General features: G+C 41.4%; 18 protein-coding genes. 5 read left to right on the forward strand and 13 right to left on the reverse strand.

The genetic code is table 11. The features are described 5' to 3' along the window. Nucleotides 1-4: 4 nt before the first annotated feature. Genes MSMAS_RS13625 through rpl3p form a run of 3 tightly spaced genes read right to left on the reverse strand, consistent with a single transcriptional unit; the run spans nucleotide 5 to nucleotide 2031 of the window. Nucleotides 5-253, reverse strand: a complete 249-nt coding sequence (locus MSMAS_RS13625; RefSeq protein WP_011034057.1) for a 50S ribosomal protein L23 — start codon at nucleotides 251-253, stop codon at nucleotides 5-7. Further along, on the reverse strand, nucleotides 250-1011 hold the full coding sequence (gene rpl4p, locus MSMAS_RS13630) for a 50S ribosomal protein L4 (protein ID WP_011034056.1): 762 nt from the start codon (nucleotides 1009-1011) through the stop codon (nucleotides 250-252). Before rpl4p ends, MSMAS_RS13625 begins: the two co-directional genes overlap by 4 nt. A 6-nt stretch (nucleotides 1012-1017) precedes the next feature. Continuing rightward, on the reverse strand, nucleotides 1018-2031 hold the full coding sequence (gene rpl3p / locus MSMAS_RS13635; protein WP_048038471.1) for a 50S ribosomal protein L3: 1014 nt from the start codon (nucleotides 2029-2031) through the stop codon (nucleotides 1018-1020). A 109-nt stretch (nucleotides 2032-2140) separates the two neighbouring features. Between rpl3p and MSMAS_RS19820 the strand changes: the two genes are divergently transcribed. Beyond that, nucleotides 2141-2266, forward strand: coding sequence for a hypothetical protein (locus MSMAS_RS19820; protein WP_264357967.1), 126 nt, complete (start codon nucleotides 2141-2143; stop codon nucleotides 2264-2266). Nucleotides 2267-2988: 722 nt separating this feature from the next. On the opposite strand, the gene MSMAS_RS13640 is transcribed toward MSMAS_RS19820, so the two are convergent. From MSMAS_RS13640 to MSMAS_RS13665, 8 genes are all read right to left on the reverse strand, one after another. Further along, complete coding sequence (locus tag MSMAS_RS13640) at nucleotides 2989-3252, reverse strand: hypothetical protein (protein WP_048037810.1); 264 nt, start codon at nucleotides 3250-3252, stop codon at nucleotides 2989-2991. Nucleotides 3253-3267: 15 nt separating this feature from the next. Continuing rightward, complete coding sequence (locus tag MSMAS_RS13645) at nucleotides 3268-4857, reverse strand: PASTA domain-containing protein (RefSeq protein WP_230633267.1); 1590 nt, start codon at nucleotides 4855-4857, stop codon at nucleotides 3268-3270. Nucleotides 4858-4894: 37 nt separating this feature from the next. Further along, nucleotides 4895-5299, reverse strand: a complete 405-nt coding sequence (locus tag MSMAS_RS13650; protein WP_048037809.1) for a hypothetical protein — start codon at nucleotides 5297-5299, stop codon at nucleotides 4895-4897. Nucleotides 5300-5463: 164 nt separating this feature from the next. Next, nucleotides 5464-6084, reverse strand: coding sequence for a hypothetical protein (locus tag MSMAS_RS13655; RefSeq protein WP_230633269.1), 621 nt, complete (start codon nucleotides 6082-6084; stop codon nucleotides 5464-5466). A 255-nt stretch (nucleotides 6085-6339) separates the two neighbouring features. Further along, on the reverse strand, nucleotides 6340-6495 hold the full coding sequence (locus MSMAS_RS19285; RefSeq protein ID WP_015412322.1) for a hypothetical protein: 156 nt from the start codon (nucleotides 6493-6495) through the stop codon (nucleotides 6340-6342). Nucleotides 6496-6859: 364 nt separating this feature from the next. Next, nucleotides 6860-7390, reverse strand: coding sequence for a PEF-CTERM sorting domain-containing protein (locus MSMAS_RS13660; protein ID WP_137726681.1), 531 nt, complete (start codon nucleotides 7388-7390; stop codon nucleotides 6860-6862). Between the two features lie 100 nt (nucleotides 7391-7490). Further along, nucleotides 7491-7667, reverse strand: a complete 177-nt coding sequence (locus MSMAS_RS19290; protein ID WP_155397909.1) for a hypothetical protein — start codon at nucleotides 7665-7667, stop codon at nucleotides 7491-7493. A 471-nt stretch (nucleotides 7668-8138) separates the two neighbouring features. Continuing rightward, on the reverse strand, nucleotides 8139-8663 hold the full coding sequence (locus tag MSMAS_RS13665) for a PEF-CTERM sorting domain-containing protein (protein WP_226987581.1): 525 nt from the start codon (nucleotides 8661-8663) through the stop codon (nucleotides 8139-8141). A 91-nt stretch (nucleotides 8664-8754) separates the two neighbouring features. Here MSMAS_RS13665 and MSMAS_RS18985 point away from each other — a divergent pair, with 91 nt between their 5' ends. After that, nucleotides 8755-8895, forward strand: coding sequence for a hypothetical protein (locus tag MSMAS_RS18985; protein ID WP_015412320.1), 141 nt, complete (start codon nucleotides 8755-8757; stop codon nucleotides 8893-8895). A gap of 551 nt (nucleotides 8896-9446) precedes the next feature. Here the strand turns inward: MSMAS_RS18985 and MSMAS_RS13670 are convergent. Then, the gene (locus MSMAS_RS13670) at nucleotides 9447-11870 is read right to left on the reverse strand and encodes a DUF1616 domain-containing protein (protein WP_048046653.1); all 2424 of its coding nucleotides are present in this window, start codon (nucleotides 11868-11870) and stop codon (nucleotides 9447-9449) included. A 498-nt stretch (nucleotides 11871-12368) separates the two neighbouring features. On the opposite strand from MSMAS_RS13670, the gene MSMAS_RS13675 reads away from it, so the two are divergent. After that, nucleotides 12369-13550: a M48 family metallopeptidase gene (locus MSMAS_RS13675; RefSeq protein ID WP_230633271.1), complete on the forward strand. Its 1182-nt coding sequence runs from the start codon at nucleotides 12369-12371 to the stop codon at nucleotides 13548-13550. 205 nt (nucleotides 13551-13755) lie between these two features. On the opposite strand, the gene artC is transcribed toward MSMAS_RS13675, so the two are convergent. After that, nucleotides 13756-14592, reverse strand: a complete 837-nt coding sequence (artC, locus tag MSMAS_RS13680; protein ID WP_048046654.1) for an archaeosortase C — start codon at nucleotides 14590-14592, stop codon at nucleotides 13756-13758. Between the two features lie 319 nt (nucleotides 14593-14911). On the opposite strand from artC, the gene MSMAS_RS13685 reads away from it, so the two are divergent. Both MSMAS_RS13685 and MSMAS_RS13690 read left to right on the forward strand, forming a co-directional pair. After that, nucleotides 14912-15724 (forward strand): polysaccharide deacetylase family protein, encoded by an 813-nt coding sequence (locus MSMAS_RS13685; protein ID WP_048046655.1) that lies wholly within the window; start codon nucleotides 14912-14914, stop codon nucleotides 15722-15724. Nucleotides 15725-15734: 10 nt separating this feature from the next. Next, on the forward strand, nucleotides 15735-16799 hold the full coding sequence (locus MSMAS_RS13690) for a GNAT family N-acetyltransferase (RefSeq protein WP_048045089.1): 1065 nt from the start codon (nucleotides 15735-15737) through the stop codon (nucleotides 16797-16799). Nucleotides 16800-16801 lie beyond the last annotated feature (2 nt).

The following is a 16801-nucleotide window of genomic DNA, read 5'->3' on the forward strand; positions in this document are numbered from 1 at the left end:
CACCTCACATAAGTCCTATTCGGGTTGCAATCTCATGTGCCGCTTCAGGTTCTTCAAAGGCAAGGACTGCTTTTTTTGTACCCTTCATTGTGGTCATGGTCCGCACGGCTTTTACTTTGAACCCGTACAGCTTCTCAACATCTTCTACGATCTGCTTTTTGTTTGACCTGGTGTCAACGATGAACTGGAGCTTGTTTTCGTCAAGCAGCATCATCGCTTTTTCAGTAACAAATGGATAATTGATAGAACTCATTGGAATGCGCCCTCCAGTTTTCCAATTGCAGACTCTGTCCAGACAGTAAGGCGACCTGCGTGCGTACCCGGTGCGAGCAGTTCGGCATTCAGTGAGTCTACTGTTACGACGTCTACTCCCGACAGGTTTCTTGCAGCCTTCAGGATAGGAGAGTTTTCTCCTGCAACAATCAGAACACTCTTCTTGTGCTTGTATTTCCTGCCTCTGAGCTTTCCTCTGCCGGCTCTTATGTGCCTTCCATATTTTGCCCTGAGCACGTCCTCGTAGAGACCAGCAGCTTCAAGGAACTCTATTACCTGCTTTGTCCTCTCAAGGTTTTCAAGGTCATTTACTGCTACAATCGGAAGTTCGGCTTCAAAGATGTGCCCTCTCAGGTTTACGAGGGTAGGGTCTATGGTTGCTGCGATTGCCGAGCGGATTGCGTAACGGCGCTCTTTTGTGTTGACCTTCTCGCTCCTGTCAGCTTCCGGTTTTGGCGGGTGAGCCCTTCTTCCACCCTTTGCGTGCGGGACTCTTGCAGCTCTGCTGCTGTTTTTGAGCCTGGGAACGTGGGATACGCCTCTTCCGGAACCCCAGCCTGTTGCCGAAGTCTTCATACCTGCGTAGAGGCTGGGACCGTAGGGCTGAAGCCTGTTTGCCTGGGCTGCAAGCACTGCCTTTTTAATAAGGTCAGGGCGATAATCTGCGTCAAACACTGCAGGGAGTTCGATTTCCCCTACAGTTCTTCCTGTAAGGTCTATGGTTTTTGCTGTAGCCATCTTAGATCACCCCTGCTTGGATTCCCTGCTTATGTACAGGATGTTGGGTTCGCCAAGGTCGGCTTTCTTTGCTCTGATCGGATCTCTGAGCCTTATAAGCCTCTTGGAAGGCCCTGGAACACTGCCTTTTATCAGGACATAATCGCCGCGGACAAGGCCGTAGTTAATGAACCCGCCTTCGGGAGTTACTTCTTCCCCGTCGGACCCGATCTTGAGTATACGCTTGTTAAACTCGGTCCTCTGGTGATATCCGGTCTGGCCCATCTGCGGAACTCTCCATGAGACGCGAGACGGGTTGAAAGAACCGAGAGTACCTATCTGTCTGAGGCTTCCCTGCCTGGAGTGCTTGCCTTTCTGCAGCTGAATGCCCCAGCGCTTTACAGGACCCTGGGTACCTTTACCTATGGTGATTGCGGCAGTATCAACAACGGTTCCGTTCTTGAAAACGTCTGTAACGTTTACAAGGTTTCCGAGAATTGATTTTGCGTATTCGAATTTGGCGCCTAGGTCTTTTGCACTGATTCCGGATTCCATGATGTCAGGAACCTTTTTAGGGACACCAGTAAGGCTTTTTGGAAGGGTGTAGGTAACTGCCCTTATGTCGCTTACTCTGCCTTCTTCGATCAGTTTTCCGATATTTTCAAGACCTTCAGCCTGGTTGCCTGCTGCCGGGATGGGTATCCTGCGCTTTAATTCAGAATCAAGGTCTGCTGCCCATGCCTCAGCGATTGCCTTTTCCCCGGTGCTGTCTTCTGTATAAGCCCTGACGGCTGCGACCCTTATTGCAGGAGTTTCGATAACAGTTACAGGTACGGAGATCTCCATACCCTGGGTAAGGCTGTTCTTTATATCATCAACCATGATCACGTGGGTCATACCCACCTTATAGCCTGCAAAACTCTGCAGCTTTGGCTCGCCCGTAGCTTCCGGCCAGGCCCTGAACCTTGGAATGTGGCTCTTGGCCCTCTTGCGCGGACTGAATGCGAGGGAACCTCGTTTTGGTCGGTGTATGCTTGCCATATTTCTACTCCGTAAACTTCAATTGAAAACCAGTCCCTCCGGTCGGAGCAACAAAAGTGACAAAAGAGAAATGCTCTGGATTCCCCGAACGCTACCAGGTGGGGGAGGGATGTCATCAGACCTGCCGGCACAAAGCCTCGAGCAGACCGGAGTTCTGTACTCCTGGTACCCTACATTCCTTCAGGCATCTGCAGATATTCGAATCCCTCGTTCCTGCCTTGCAGGAAACCTCTAATTGAGGGACCGACCTTACGATCCTGGCAGACCCAAATCCAGGCACTTGGCCCTGATTTGAAACATATAGCAATCTGATTTTGAAACTTCAGTATTCAGTAACCTGATTCTAATTCAGCTAACCTGATTTGAAACTTCAGTATTCAGTAACTGCAACCGCAACTCATCGAAAACCTGAAACAGTTTCGTGCGATTTAGACGCCTCCGGGGCGCCAAAAGCGGGCGTTTCAAAGCATTGGCCCTTTGACACTAATGTTGATCCGACTTTTCTCACTGGCTTGTATTCAATGCAGGAAATTCAACCGCAAAAACGGTAGAAAACCCTTACTTCCGGAGATTTCCGGGAGTTTAGCATTAAGCATCACATTGATCTGATTAAACGCTTCAAGCATGAAGATGCCTGAAACTTCACATCTCTGATGTACTTTGCCTTTAAAGGGCACATCTATTATATAAAGCCTTTGCAGAGCAGGATAAAAAATAAAAAAGAAGAATCAATGGCAGGGGAAAAGAAATAAAGTAAACTGGGAAGTTAAAGACTTCCTAACTGCCCGTACCCGGAGAATATACAGAAATCTGCAACACACAAATGTAAATTGCTCTATATAATACATTCAGGGCAACAAACCTTCTCTGTTTGTAGTCCTGAGTGGACCGGGGAACAAAAAACCCCTGAAAAAAGAAATCTTGAAGATTTCCAGATTGGATAGGGTTAGAAAGAGTTCAGAACTCTGCCTGTTTTTTGGCAGACTCCCTTTTTACAATTCTTGGAATTTTCCTGCCCCTGAAATTGATCCCGCCTGCAAGTGCTACCCCTTCTGTTTTTCGTATTAATTCGGCATAACTGCTGTCGAAGCTTGCAATGAGTGTTTTTCCTGCTACCATTTCAATCCGCCCCCCGGTTTCCAGAACCAATTTAAGGAGCTTCTGGACCTGAAAGGCTGTAGCATTATCTGTAACCTTTATAAGATACGTTTCAAATGGCATTGAAAAACCTGCAGATCAAAGCTTAATCCTGGAAATTGTATTGCTGCGCAGCTGGGTCACAGGTGCCTGTTTTGAAACCCTAAGGCTGACTGGGACTGACAGATCAACTGCAGAGCCTGCACACGGATTCTGGCTTATAACTGTTCCTGCAGCAGCTGTAGAAACAGCTTCAGATACTGTTCCTGCTTTTATCTCCTGAGCCCCAAGTAAGGAGATAGCTTTTTCAAGAGGCATTCCGACAAGATTAGGAACCGGTTTAACTGAGGGCTCGGCCTGGGCTCGGACCTGAGGCTCTGCAGATGCTTTCACCTGAGTTTCTAAAGGCGCAGTCGATGGAGTTTCACCTGAAACTTTAAATGTAGTTTCAGGCTGCAGCTTTGATGCGGTTTCGGATAAAATTTTATTTACAGGTTCTTTAGCAGCAGTTTCGGGAAAAGTATTCAAAGGCGCTTCAATAACTGATCCTATTTTCCCTGCTGAAACTACGAGATCAATTTTTGAATTTTTTTCCACTTCAGCCCCGGGTTTAAGGCTCTGTGCAAGGACAATGCCCGGCTTCCCGCTGCTAACGAGCTGTTCCTTGATACTGCCAGGCAGGAGTCCGGATTTATCTATTAACTGCTTTGCGCTCTCAAGCTCAAGTCCAAGCAGGTTAGGGGCTTTAAAAACCGCCACCGAAACCGTCAGGACAATTGCAGTGCCAACACTGACTTCAGAACCTGGAGGGAGGCTCTGTGCAAGGACTATGCCAGGGGTTTTATCAGAAGGTTTTTCTTTGACCCCTTCAAGCCTGAGCCGAGATTTTTCAATGAGAGCTTTTGCAGCTTCGAGACTGAGACCTGAGAAGTCCGGCACTTTTAATGAAATTATTTTCGAAATGATAAGATCCACAGCTGCCCCCGGTGCTGCGAGGGAGCCTTCCGATGGGAGCTGGCCTATTACCGTGCCCTGGGAGGTGCTGCTTTCTTTTTCGAGAATCTCTCCTGCCTTAAAACCTGCCTCCTGAAGTTTGCTTTCTGCTTCTTCTTTTGAAAGCCCGACAAGGCCAGGGACTTCTTTACACGAGGCAATATCCGGCTTTTCAGGAACAGCTTTTAAAGAGAATTCTATTGTGCTGAGGTTTTCGGGACTGATAATATCGTCGGCTTCTGGCATCTGGAACCTCAGTTCCTCCCCTTCCAGAGCAATATTTGTTTTAAGGGTCACGTTCATACCGCTGACAAGGTACTTTGGACCTGACTGGATTTTCTTCAGTCCTTTATCCATTTCCGCAAGTGAGGAAGCAAAAGAGCTTACAAGGTTCGAAGAAGAAAGCACAGGCCTGCTCTTCTGTAAAATGGAGATTTTTGCTTCAAGTCCTGCTTTTTCATTTGAGAGCTTTGCCACCTGTGCTGCAAGACTGCTTTTTTCCCTTTCAAGGACAAGTTTTTCTCCAAGAACCTTATCCAGATTTTCCTTATAAGTAAGGGCTTCTTTCTGTATGGATTGAATTTCTATTTCGGTATAATTCAATTTATTCAGAATGCTGGTATAGCTGCTGGCATCTATTGTCCCGGCTTTCCTGAAGGCTTCCAGGTTGCTCTTTATATCACCTATATTCGTCATCTTGTTCCTCCCGGAAGAGCGTCTCCTTAAAAGGGCATTATCCCTCCCTAACCTTTGAAGAGGCAGGTATGGACACTATTTTTGCTTTGATGCAGCTTGAGCCCTGAACATCATAACTGTAAAGAGAGTTATAAGAGGCATTGAGAGGAGAAGCGTTGAGGACAGGCCTGTAGCCCCGGATCCGGTTTCTGGAGTCCCTTTCCTCTTCAAGCTTCACAGTTAGCGACATTTTGAGTTCAAGGTCTACCTCCGGGATATGATACCATGTAGCCTGTATATCATATCCGCGGAGGGCTTTTTCTTCGTCAATTTCTATCTGGGTCTTTATGGAGTTCAGGTCAAGAGCCCGCTGGGTCTCAGCAACAGAACGCCCAACTTCCCCCAGAAGCCTGGAAAGAGGGGTGATAAGTATTTCTCCGATTTCTTCCCCGTTGTTTGCCACAATTACAACTCCTTTAAATAAGTTTCGGAATGAATATGAAAAAACACATCAGTGCAGACATCATGCAAGAAGTATATTTAAAGCCTTACATGCCGCGACTGCAGTCAGAACCTCATATTAATTAAAACATCCTGACTGCAGCAAGAAACATTTTACGGAAAATTTTAATTCGGGCTGGCTGGGGCAGCAGCCTTGACTGTCACTTTGGGAATTGTCCTCTCAGGGGCAGGGACAGGCCTCAGGGTTGTCCTCAACAGGCTTGTACCTTCTTCCTTGAAAGAATATTTTGAACTGTATTTTGCATTAAAAGTTGAAGTATAAGCAACGGTTGTTGTGTTTTCAATGCTCCCCTTGCTCTTTCCAAAGAGCAGTTTTGCAAGCCCTCCTGATTCCATGCTGCCGGTGACCTTTGATTCATTGGTCAGCTTAAACTCACTGCCGTAAGTGAGCTCAGTTGACGATTCCCTCATCATGGTGATCGTCATCTTAACCTCGATAATAGATTCCGTAAATTCGTAAAAACGAGGCTCAAGCCCGTAAGTCAGAAGCGACATTGGCTGGTCATTAGTAACAACATCGCTCGCAGTAACGTTGCCGTCAGCGTCCGTTGTCTCTTCAATGTACATTACAACGCTTCCGGCATCAAGCTTTGTCCCTGCAAGGGCCTGTGCAACCTGCACGGAATTCATGTCCAGAGCCATCTGTCCCTCTGCAATCGCAAGGGCCATTTCTTTAATCATTTCCCCAAAAGGAACGTTCAATAGTTCCTGACCGACACTTACCATATTATTTATCCCCTTAGATTTTACAAAACTGAGTAAAAAAATTAATACATTTATGATATAAAATACTTTGTCAAAAAGTCAGATCTCATTAATAAAAGAGTAAACGTATCTACTCTAATATCTGGCTGCTGTTCTTGAAGATAGTAACTGCAAAACCAGAAGAAGATAAGCCACCAACAGAATAAAAATATTATAGGATAAATATTAAAAAGAGAAAGGAAATTAATTACCCTGTTACAATAAAGTAGAATAGATTTATGCAGACACTCCGGAGAAGACCTTTTCTCTCTTAACCTTTCCCTGAGCTGCTGAAAGGCATTCAAGTGTACAGTAAATTGCCTTATCCTCCACTTTTTTAAGGACTATAAACTCATTTCCACAAATCGGACAAATTTTCCTCACATACTCCATAAAATATCACCCACTTACTGTTAACTTTCATTCAAATAATACATTCTACAGGCAGCTACTGCACATTTTATTCCTGATAAAGGAATTAAAAGCACAGAAGAATATTATTAACCATCTGAAAACTTTGAGCGTAATAATATTAACTCATATTTCTAAGTTTCTATAATTTTGTTCGGACCTATCATTTAATAATAAAAGTTTGTAGATAGTAGACATTAAATGAGTAAATAACATTAGGAAAAATAGTTTCTGAAAATTGTTACTGAAAAAATAGGAGTTTCCGGAAAGATTTAGAAATGGATTTAATAAATAAAAAAAGAAAAAAATTAAAAAAAGTTAAAGAAAAGAAGAGCTGGGAGGGAAATCACAGACCTTCTTTCTTACGCCCGAAGATGAAAACTAATCCAAGGATTGCTGCTACAGGGAGAGCAACGGTTGGGAACTCTGGAATCTGAGAGTTTACTGTCCTCGAAGCTGCTCCAAATTCAATACTAGTTTCAGATCCAGCTTTAATTGTAACAAGGTAACTTGCACCAGCCGGCCCATTATTGGTAAGTGTTATAACTCCTACATCAGTGTATGAGCTAGCGGTTGGGTGAAAATTCGGATGGACAAACCCAACAGTAATGTCAGTAGTTTTTGCTTCGGCAGGAGAACCAGCTTTTACTGCAACCGTAGAAGTATAAGGTAAATCCGTATCAACAGCTTCCTCTAAAATGCCTGTTCCTCTGAAGCTAAGAACTACAGATTGTCCAGGAGCCAAAGTTATAGGATTTGGTGCCTCTGCAGTACCTGCTGCATTCAAGAGACTTGGATCAAATGGAGCTGCCATTGCGGATCCGGCCATACAGGCGATTAATAAACCGCTCACTATTAGTAACAAAATTTTCTTCATAATCTACCCCTACTTTCCAGATATTTTCTTAATTTTTTTTGGAAAGTTATAACATTTAGACATATTATAAATGTTTAATCAGGTAAATCCACTAAAAAAGTCAGTATTTTCCTTGAATATTCATAGACTCGCCTACACAAGTTGCAATAATCATGCGGTGTACAACCAGACTTTCCTTTAACGAGGCAGGGTCCGGGAAGAAATTGAAAGGGAGGGAGTATTCTAGGGAAAAAATACCAACCGGATAATGGATTGCGCCAATTTTGAAATTAAGCATTTTATAATGTCATCCAATATATCTATCACGAAATATATAAGGGTGTTCAAGATTAATATATAATACAAGATTTCTTAAGTTTTACTCGGAGAAATATATAATTATGAAATATATATTACATACAGAATATGATAGATTGTAAGCTTCAAAAGCGAAACTTTCAAAAAACAACAGTAACTACTATTTATATATGAATTCATCAAAGAAGGGAATTTTTGCTTATTTTCTATATTTTAGAAACTTAAAGGTAGTCATATTATTCAGAAATACAGATCTTTAGTGATACTGAGATTCCCCCAAATTTATCTTAACAAAAAATAAATATTCTGCCAATATTTTAAAAGCTGAGGGAAATATGTAATAAAATTATAAATCAGTTTAGCCTGCTTTTTTAAAAATACTGAAGTTATAAATTTCAATATTTAAGAGCTGTGCGAAAGAAAAAAATAAAAGAAAAAAGGCAGGAAAACTTCACAGCTCTTCTTTCTTACGACCAAATACGAAAACAAGTCCGATCAATGCTGCCACAGGGAGGGCAACGGTTGGGAATTCGGGAACTGATACATTAACAGATTCTGCCGAATAAACAGAATATGATTTTGTAGTCGAATCCCCGGTAGATTCGGAATAGGTTGTTACGGTTACAGTCCCTGGCTTTGTTCCTTTTATGTACAGGGTTCCGCTATAGGTCTCTACTCCAGAGGTAAAAGAAGAACTTGAAAGAGATGTCCCAGAGCTTGCCCAGTTACCGGAACTGCCCACTGCAACTGGAGAAGAGCTTTCAAGATATGCAAAAAGCCCGTCAGTCGCAGTAAGTGTTACATGGTATGTCCCTTGAGTGTTAATTCTTATACTTGTAGCGACGGAGGCTACAGAGTCTCCATCCGGAGTTATAGTTACGTCATCCGGTGTCAGTACGGTATTGCTGGCTCCTGCCGGCCCGGCGATACAGACTATCAATAAACTGCTCACTAATAGCAACAACATTTTTTTCATAAATATACCCCTACTTTCCAGATTTATCTACCCGTTAATTATTGGAAAGCTTTCAGCGACACATAAAATGCTTAATTTCAGGGTTCCTTAAATGTCAGGACTTTTTCGAAATATCAAGGTACTCGAATCGAGAGCCACGTCCTTAAAGTTTGAAAAATCAGGAGCCTTCTTACAAAGGCAACTCCTGGAATCAAACACAAAGGACCAGGGATATCCCGGAAAAGGATACTAATCATGAATAATTTATAACCAATTTTTAAATTAATCATTTTATAATGTCAACTGTTATATTAAATAATAAATATATAAGGATGTTCAGGCTAAATATATAAAATAAGAAGACCGCGGCCGATTAGAAAAATTAAAAGATTAGAATATAAAAGAATTTTAGAGTTTAAATTTTTAATTTAGGCCATATATCATTATAGAAAGTCGCTTGATATACAACATATATATACATTTATATATCAAATTCGTCAGTCATAAAATTATAATCTGACATTAAAAGTAAATATAAAGAAATTCTGGACTTTTTTTACAAAAATGATAGTTCTGAAATTATAACTTATCATTTATATGTTCCTTGGTGAGTATAATAGAAAAAATGAAAACTTCAAGAGTGAGTTGATACCTATAATAAAATAATAACTGAGTTTAGCGGCAATTTTAAAAATCAAATAATATGAATCAAATAATATAAATTTAAGGATGTAAAAAACATAGAAGAAAATAGTGTCAGTTGATCAAACTGGCATTGTACAGATTATCCAGCAAAGCAACCGCTCAGCCAGAATGGTCAACTATAAAAGTGGTGTTGCCTGTCATCTGTTCGGATTCCAGGTCATAACCATTTACCGATACTTTATGTTCTCCTTCGTTCAGTTCGGACTTAATTCTTGCTTTATAGTAGTAAGACCCGTCCGAGTATGTCAGATAGGTGACATTAACCGCTGGACTACCCGAGACTGAAACTGAGGGTTTGGATTTTAAAGTGGTTGAGGGAGTAACGTTGATTTCCAGGTCTCCCTTATTTATGGTTCTGGGGGTAAGCTCAATTGTAAAGTTTGAAATTGAGCGATCGACAAAGAGTTCATCGAGAGTGGAGACCGTATTTCCAAAGACATCCGTACACACAGCTTCTACTCTGAAGTAGTCTCCGTTCCTTGCAATGTAATTACCCGTCCATGTAATGTTATCCGAAGTTGTCAGCTCGCAGGATTCGGACTCAAAACCGTCCCTTGTAACCAGGCATACTGCGGACTGGAGAGGCACCGGATATGTTACATTAAAGGTTGTGGCAGTCTTGCAGGGGTTAGGGAAGATGTCCAGCATGACCCTGGGGGCGCCTGTGTAAATTTGAGTCCGGGCATCAGGTTCCGGATGCTCAGGCTCTTCATTGCCTGCCCTATCAACAGCTCTTGAACGGAAGTAATAGGTCTGGTTATCCTTTCCGCTAAAGCTGGAAGAGTTATCTGTTGTCTTTGAAATCCATGGCTCCCAGTTAACCCCGTCAGTGCTTGAGTCTATGGAATAATAAGCAATTCCAGAAAGGTCATCTGTCCCGTTCCAGGAAACCGTAAAGGTTTTGTTGTCCGTGAATGCCGGGAGCTCCAGCACACTTGAGGTTGGAGGTACGGTTTCGACAGTATTTGTCTCCGAAATATAAGCAGATAGTTCTGAAAGAGGTTTAAAGGAAATTCTATCCCAGAAAACGTCAACAGGTACGATTTCACCCGGCATCTGCCTCAAACCGAATGAGAGGTTGTTCTCTCCTGCCTGAAGAGATACCGGAATTTCAAGGTGCTGCCACCCTTCCGCTTCGCTGACCCCGTCTGTCCACACGGTGTCTCCATTAACTGCAACGTATTTTAGCTGAGAGTCTTCCTTAGAAGTTAAGTTGAAGTTATCTATCACGTATGCCGAGAGCACAGCCATGGTGTCTTCATCACATGTTATATTTTGAGAGATTTCACCGGATTGCCCTGGCTGATCAAAAAGGCTTCCATTATAGGAGCTGCTTATTCTGTATGCGAGGGAGGAGTTTACTCCGGACCCACTTACATAAGAACCTGTTATATACTCAGTATTTGAAGTAAAGTTCCATATTTCTGAAGATTCCATCTCTCCATTTTTAATCACCGGAAGCGATGAGGCATCAGTGTACTTCTCATCGACCAGATGAGTGAAGGTGTTATTATTATCCAAATAAAGATGGACAGACCTGTAAGAGAAATAATCCGGTTTCTCCTTAAAAAGAGCAAACTCAAGTTTGGACCTGTCATTTTTCAGGCTGTGACGCGTGTAAGTCAAATTCTTCTGCCATACCTCTCCGTCTTTCAAAGGAACATTAAGCTCCTGAATTACCTCCTCATCGATTTTCATCTGGAGGATATAGTTTACACTCTGAAGCTCATGGTTTTCAATTCCTACTGTAACATTAACAGGAACATTGATGAAGCTCTCATCAGGATAACCTTCGGCTTTTCCGTCGGGACCAAGGAGATAAAGCATGGTAAAAGTCTCCTTTTCCCGGGTCATCTTGGCGTATGCTAGCATTGCACTTGAGATAATAATAGAGCCTATCAAAGCAATTACGAGAGCCTTTTCAATTTCCGGAGGCAGGGGCTTTTTTCTGGTATCAGCCCCTTTCCCTGTGATGGACGGGTACTTCAAACCCTTTGCTTTAACTTTGCTTTTTGACCTGTGAAAACGCCTGACTTCAACTGGAGAAGTCATTTCTTCAGGCTCTTCGGACTCTTCAGGCTCTTCATCAACCTCATCAGACTGAATGGATTTTATGAATTCTTTTAATGAAAAAGAGAACTGCTCGCTTTCATCTTTTAATTTTCGTGTAAAAATTGCAAGAATACTGAAGAAAGTCGTGATCCCAAGAATGGATATAACTATCGGGGCAGGGCGATAACCCCAGGGAAGCAGGCTTATTAAAAAGCCGTCAAAAACTGTAAGTACAAGACTGAAGCCAACACTTAATGTAAAACGTTCTATCCCGCTGATTTCTTTATTACCAGGAAAGAGTGCGGATATAAAAGCATAACCGGGAACGAAAAAAAAGAGGGACAGCGCTACAGGAATTCTAAGAAATGTTTCATTGAATGGAGGAACAAGTACAAAAATAACTCCCAGACATGAAAGAATAGTAACTGCAAGCAAATCGTCTACAAAAACACATTTTTTTAAGTGTGGCATTCTACTATGAAGTAATTCAACAAAAGATATAATATTTTCCCAATATTAAAAATATTTTTCCGAGACTTTATAACCCGGGAGCAAAAACCTGTGACCTGTAGTCTGACAAAGTATAAAAACCCGGATGATCAGAGTGAATAAATATTTGTGAGGATAGAAAGACGGAGAAGTAAATGTAATTATTAAGTAACCTGAAGTGTATCGAGCCTTCATCCGGAGATTTCTATTCGAAAAGTATTTACTTTCTTGAGAATTACTGCCTACAATTACATTATTAAGAAGACAGATATCACAGAGAAAGCCCCTTTAAAAAGTTAAGCTTTTTATTATTTCATCAATATTTTTGGTATAAGTAATTCAAATAACAGATGAAAAATCTACATGTAAAAAACAAATCTACGTTTAAAAAATCTACATGTAAAAAACAAATCTACGTTTAAAAAATCTGCATTAAAAAACAAATTTGCGTTAAAAAACAAAAAGCAGGGGGACATATAAATGACCGGATCCGAAATGCCTGAATCTTTTAATTTTTCTTCAGCCCTCTCAGGCGAGGTTGCAATAGAAATTATTTTGATTGTTGCAATAATTGCAATTTCAGGGTTCCTGCTGTATGCTTACATATATTTCTCAGGCAGCAAATGGATCCTCAGATGGTATGGAGCACAGAAGGTCAAGAGGAGCGAAAAACCTCTTCTTTACTCACTCCTTGAGGACCTTTCTTCCAGAGCAAAAATTAATCCCCCCGAAATATACAGTTTTGAGTCCAGAATTCCCTCAATATTTACAGTTGGTCACACAGGTAAATCTTCAATCGCTATTTCGACATCCATGCTGGAGATGTTTGGAGAACTGGAACTGGAAGCCCTGATGGCGCATGAGATCGGACACATACAAAATGGGGATGTGGGCAAAAATACGTTTATAGCACTTATTGCAGGCACAATAATGTCGTTTCCTAACTTTGCAATGTGGTGCTCCATGCTCTCCGGTTTCGGACAGCCCGATGACCCTGCACCCAGGTTCTTCAGGTATATAGGAACTGCTATTGCCGCTCCGCCTGCAGCACTTCTCATACACCTCACAAACCCTGCCAGAAGAGAACTCGAAGCCGATGAAGTAGCAGTGAAATTAACAAAAAACCCTCAGGTCCTGGCAAAGACGATAGAGTACCTTGAAAACTACATCCCCCTCCAGCCTGTATCCACCAGGTTTAACCCGGGCCATTTCCACCTTTTCAGCACACACACCCAGCAGGTGAGAGGATACCTGTCTATATTCATATCCCTATTCGACACTCACCCTGAAACCGGAGACAGAGTCGCACGCATCCTGAGCCATACAACTTACTCTAAAAACGAGAATATCAGCAATAACTTCTCAAGAGTCCCAGGCTTTTTTGATGTGAAAAACTGGAGGCTTTCACTTGGTATAAGCTTTGTATCTTATATGGCTTTCCTGTTTGTGGTTATCGTGGGGGTCACGTTTGCAATCAAAGATTTCAATTTCCTTGTGAACGGAGGAATTGCCGCAGTATATACAGGTGCAGTCGTACTGCTTATCGGAGCTACTGCGAAACTCTCCAGAAGGAAGACTTATTTTAAAGGTCCTTCTCTAATTCGCAAAAGAATTATTTTGAACTCTGTACAGGCTTTCAAGCATTTGATGAAAAGAGAATAAAGTCTATTCATTTCAACTCTAACCACCTGATCCATAGAAAAAAATCGGATCAGAAGGAAGAGAAGAAAAGCGAGATATTATAAGAAAAATACCTTGAGATAATCTTCTCAAGTAATGCATGTCAAATAATCAAGTAATATAATTATCAAATAAGAAAGAATGAATAAAACAAATAAGAAAGAATGAATAAAAAACGCTGATTATTTCACCTTTTTAATTCTATAAAATACATTATACCTGCTGCAACACCTGCAAAAATAATCCAGCCTATATGTGTGTGTACAAGCATCATCGTTTCCTCCCCGTAATAATAGGCAGTCAGGTAGAGGACAATTACCCTGAACAAATTAGATATGTAAGCGACAGCAACACAGAACCCGAGCATCATAAAGGTCCTGTTAAAGTCCATTTTTTCAATTTGGCTGTACCCAAAAACGATTCCTATCAGAAGGAACATAGAGTACAGGCCCGAACAGGGACCCCCAATGACCATAGTCATTTCTTCAACACCACTGATCCTGACAGTTTCCGTAGCAATTACCTCAAGAGGAATCCCCATCAAGCCGATTATCTTTACAGTTGGAAGAAGTATCATATAATGGTCGAACTTGTGCAGGAAATCAATGTTAAGGAAAGCAAACATGGAATAGAAGATAAGGTAGAGCACAACAAAAACCGATGAGATATACGCTCCGAACTTTGAGACGCGGGCGATCTGCGGGTTCTGGAGCTGGGTGCCGATTAAAGAGGCTCCGAAGAACAGAGTCATAACGTCCAGGGTCCCGAGTTCTCCGCTGTTTTTAAAGTTATAATAAAGGTCGGCTGAAACGATAAAAACTCCGATTACGAAATAGGTTTTCGATTTTTTCAACAGGCCGGAATCTCCCAGATGCTTGAAATTAATTTGTGTAAGCAAGAAAACGGAAATAAGGAAAAGAATAACTCCGACAGCAGTAGAGCCTTCGCTGACCTCAACTGCCATTCCTGTGAACAATGCAAGAACAAGTAAAATCAGAACCAGGTTTTTGTTTTCGCTGTCCATTGTACCCACTCTTTACATGCATATATAATTGAGCAAATTATTTAAAAACTTTTCTAAAAGTTTCAGGCAATCTCCCTGGCAACTATTATAAAAAAAATACAAAATAGTAAGAAATATATATTAAATGCACGACATTCTAAGCCAAAAAATAAATTCAGAAGATACCTTCGAATTTATCAGCCGGAATTACAAAAAATTCAGATATTAAAAAACCTATTCAGAATTATGAATACTTAAACTGAGGAAAAATTGAAAATAGATTCAAATGGACTGAAATTGAGAAAGGAACAAGGTTCAGGCCAAAAACGGGGGCGTCAAAGTGAGGGACTTTACTTTAACAAAATACGAAAGCCTGCTGCAGGCGATCAAAAAAACAAATTACTCTACCTGCACAGTACACGATTTTCTTAAAAACGAATCCGAAAACTGCATAATCCTCAGGCACGACGTCGACCGTGCAGTTAACAGGAACCTCGCTATGGCAAAACTTGAGCACAGATACGGAATAAAATCGACATATTATTTCCGCCATATCGAAGAGACATTTAAACCCGAAATTATACGCCAGATGGCAAGAATGGGCCACGAGATCGGCTTTCATTATGAGGTTATGGATAAAGCAAACGGGGATATGGACAGGGCAATTGAAATCTTTAAAGAAGAACTTGAAGACCTCAGAAAAGCTACTGAAAAAGTTACCAAAATAAACACGGTATGCATGCATGGAAACCCTCTCAAACCGTGGTCAAACCGGGACCTGTGGAAGAAATATGATTTTAGGGATTTCGGGCTTATCGGGGAACCATACCTCTCAATTGACTATAATAAAGTCTTTTACCTTACAGATACGGGGAGGACCTGGGCTGATTTAAAGATCAGAGTAAAGGATATAATTGATAACCCCGGAGCAAATGAAAAATCGGACCTGAGGTCAATTTCTTCTACTGATGATGTAATCCACCTGATTCAAACTGAAAAAATGTCCCAGATCTGCCTGCTTGTCCACCCTAACAGGTGGTGCGAAGACCTTGGCGGCTGGACAAAAGAACTGCTGTTCCAGAACGTGAAAAATGTAGGGAAGGCAGGGATTGTGTGGTACAGAAATATTCAAAGAAAAGAAATAACTCACTGATGTGGGACTGATGGATATAAAAGTAGAACTTTTATCAGAGAAAAATGAAGCAAAATGGGAAGAATTTGTATCGCTCCCGAATAATGCAGGGGTCTGGCATACTCTAAAGTGGAAAAGAATTATAGAAAAAGAGTATGGATTCAAGCCTTACTACTTACTGGCAATTGATGGAGCAGAAGTCTGCGGAATTCTTCCACTTTTTCAGGTTAAGAGCTTGATTACTGGAAATAGAATCGTTTCTCTGCCTTTTTCTTATAATTGCGGCCCGGTTGCGAACTCGGACGAATCTTACACTTTATTAGTTAATGAAGCACAGAAATTAACAGAAAAACTGAAGTGTGAATATCTGGAGTTGAAAATGGGAACATCACTCCCGGCTGACTCAATCGAACAGAACCAATTGATTGAAAGTAAGTTTTTTTACACGAGCGTGTTAAACCTCACATCGGATCCCGAAGTAATCTGGTTCAATATGGATGCCAGAAGGACAAAATGGGCAGTAAGGAAAGCTATAAGAGAAAACGTAAAAATACGAACGGAAACAAATCAAGAAGACATTCAGATACTACACGATTTAAAGGTCAAAACAAGACAAAAACATGGCTCACCTGCTCCTTCACTCCGGTTTTTTCAAAAAATAATGGAAGAATTCGGGCCAACAGATATTGTGAAACTATGGGTCGCTGAATATGATAACAGGATAGTTTCAGCTCTTATGTTTTACGCTTTTAAGGACACAGTAATGCCCGCATATATCGCTTCCGATGATGACTACAAATCCCATATGCCAAATAACCTGCTTTACTGGCAAGCAATAGAATGGGGATGTAAAAACGGTTACAAATACTTTGATTTTGGCAGGACGGAACCCGAGAATGAGACATTGCTGAAATTTAAAAGTAAATGGGGCTGCCAAAATTACAAGATCCCCTATTATTACTACCCCAAGCAACCGAAATTGCTTTCACAAAACAGGGATTCTTTCAAGGTTAATCTTGTAACTAATTGCTGGAAAAAAGCACCTGTTCCTTTGCTAAAAGTACTGGGACCTCATCTCCTAAAACATGTCGGATAAAT

Origin of the sequence: Methanosarcina mazei S-6, assembly GCF_000970205.1 — an archaeon.
In the GTDB taxonomy this organism is placed as follows: domain Archaea; phylum Halobacteriota; class Methanosarcinia; order Methanosarcinales; family Methanosarcinaceae; genus Methanosarcina; species Methanosarcina mazei.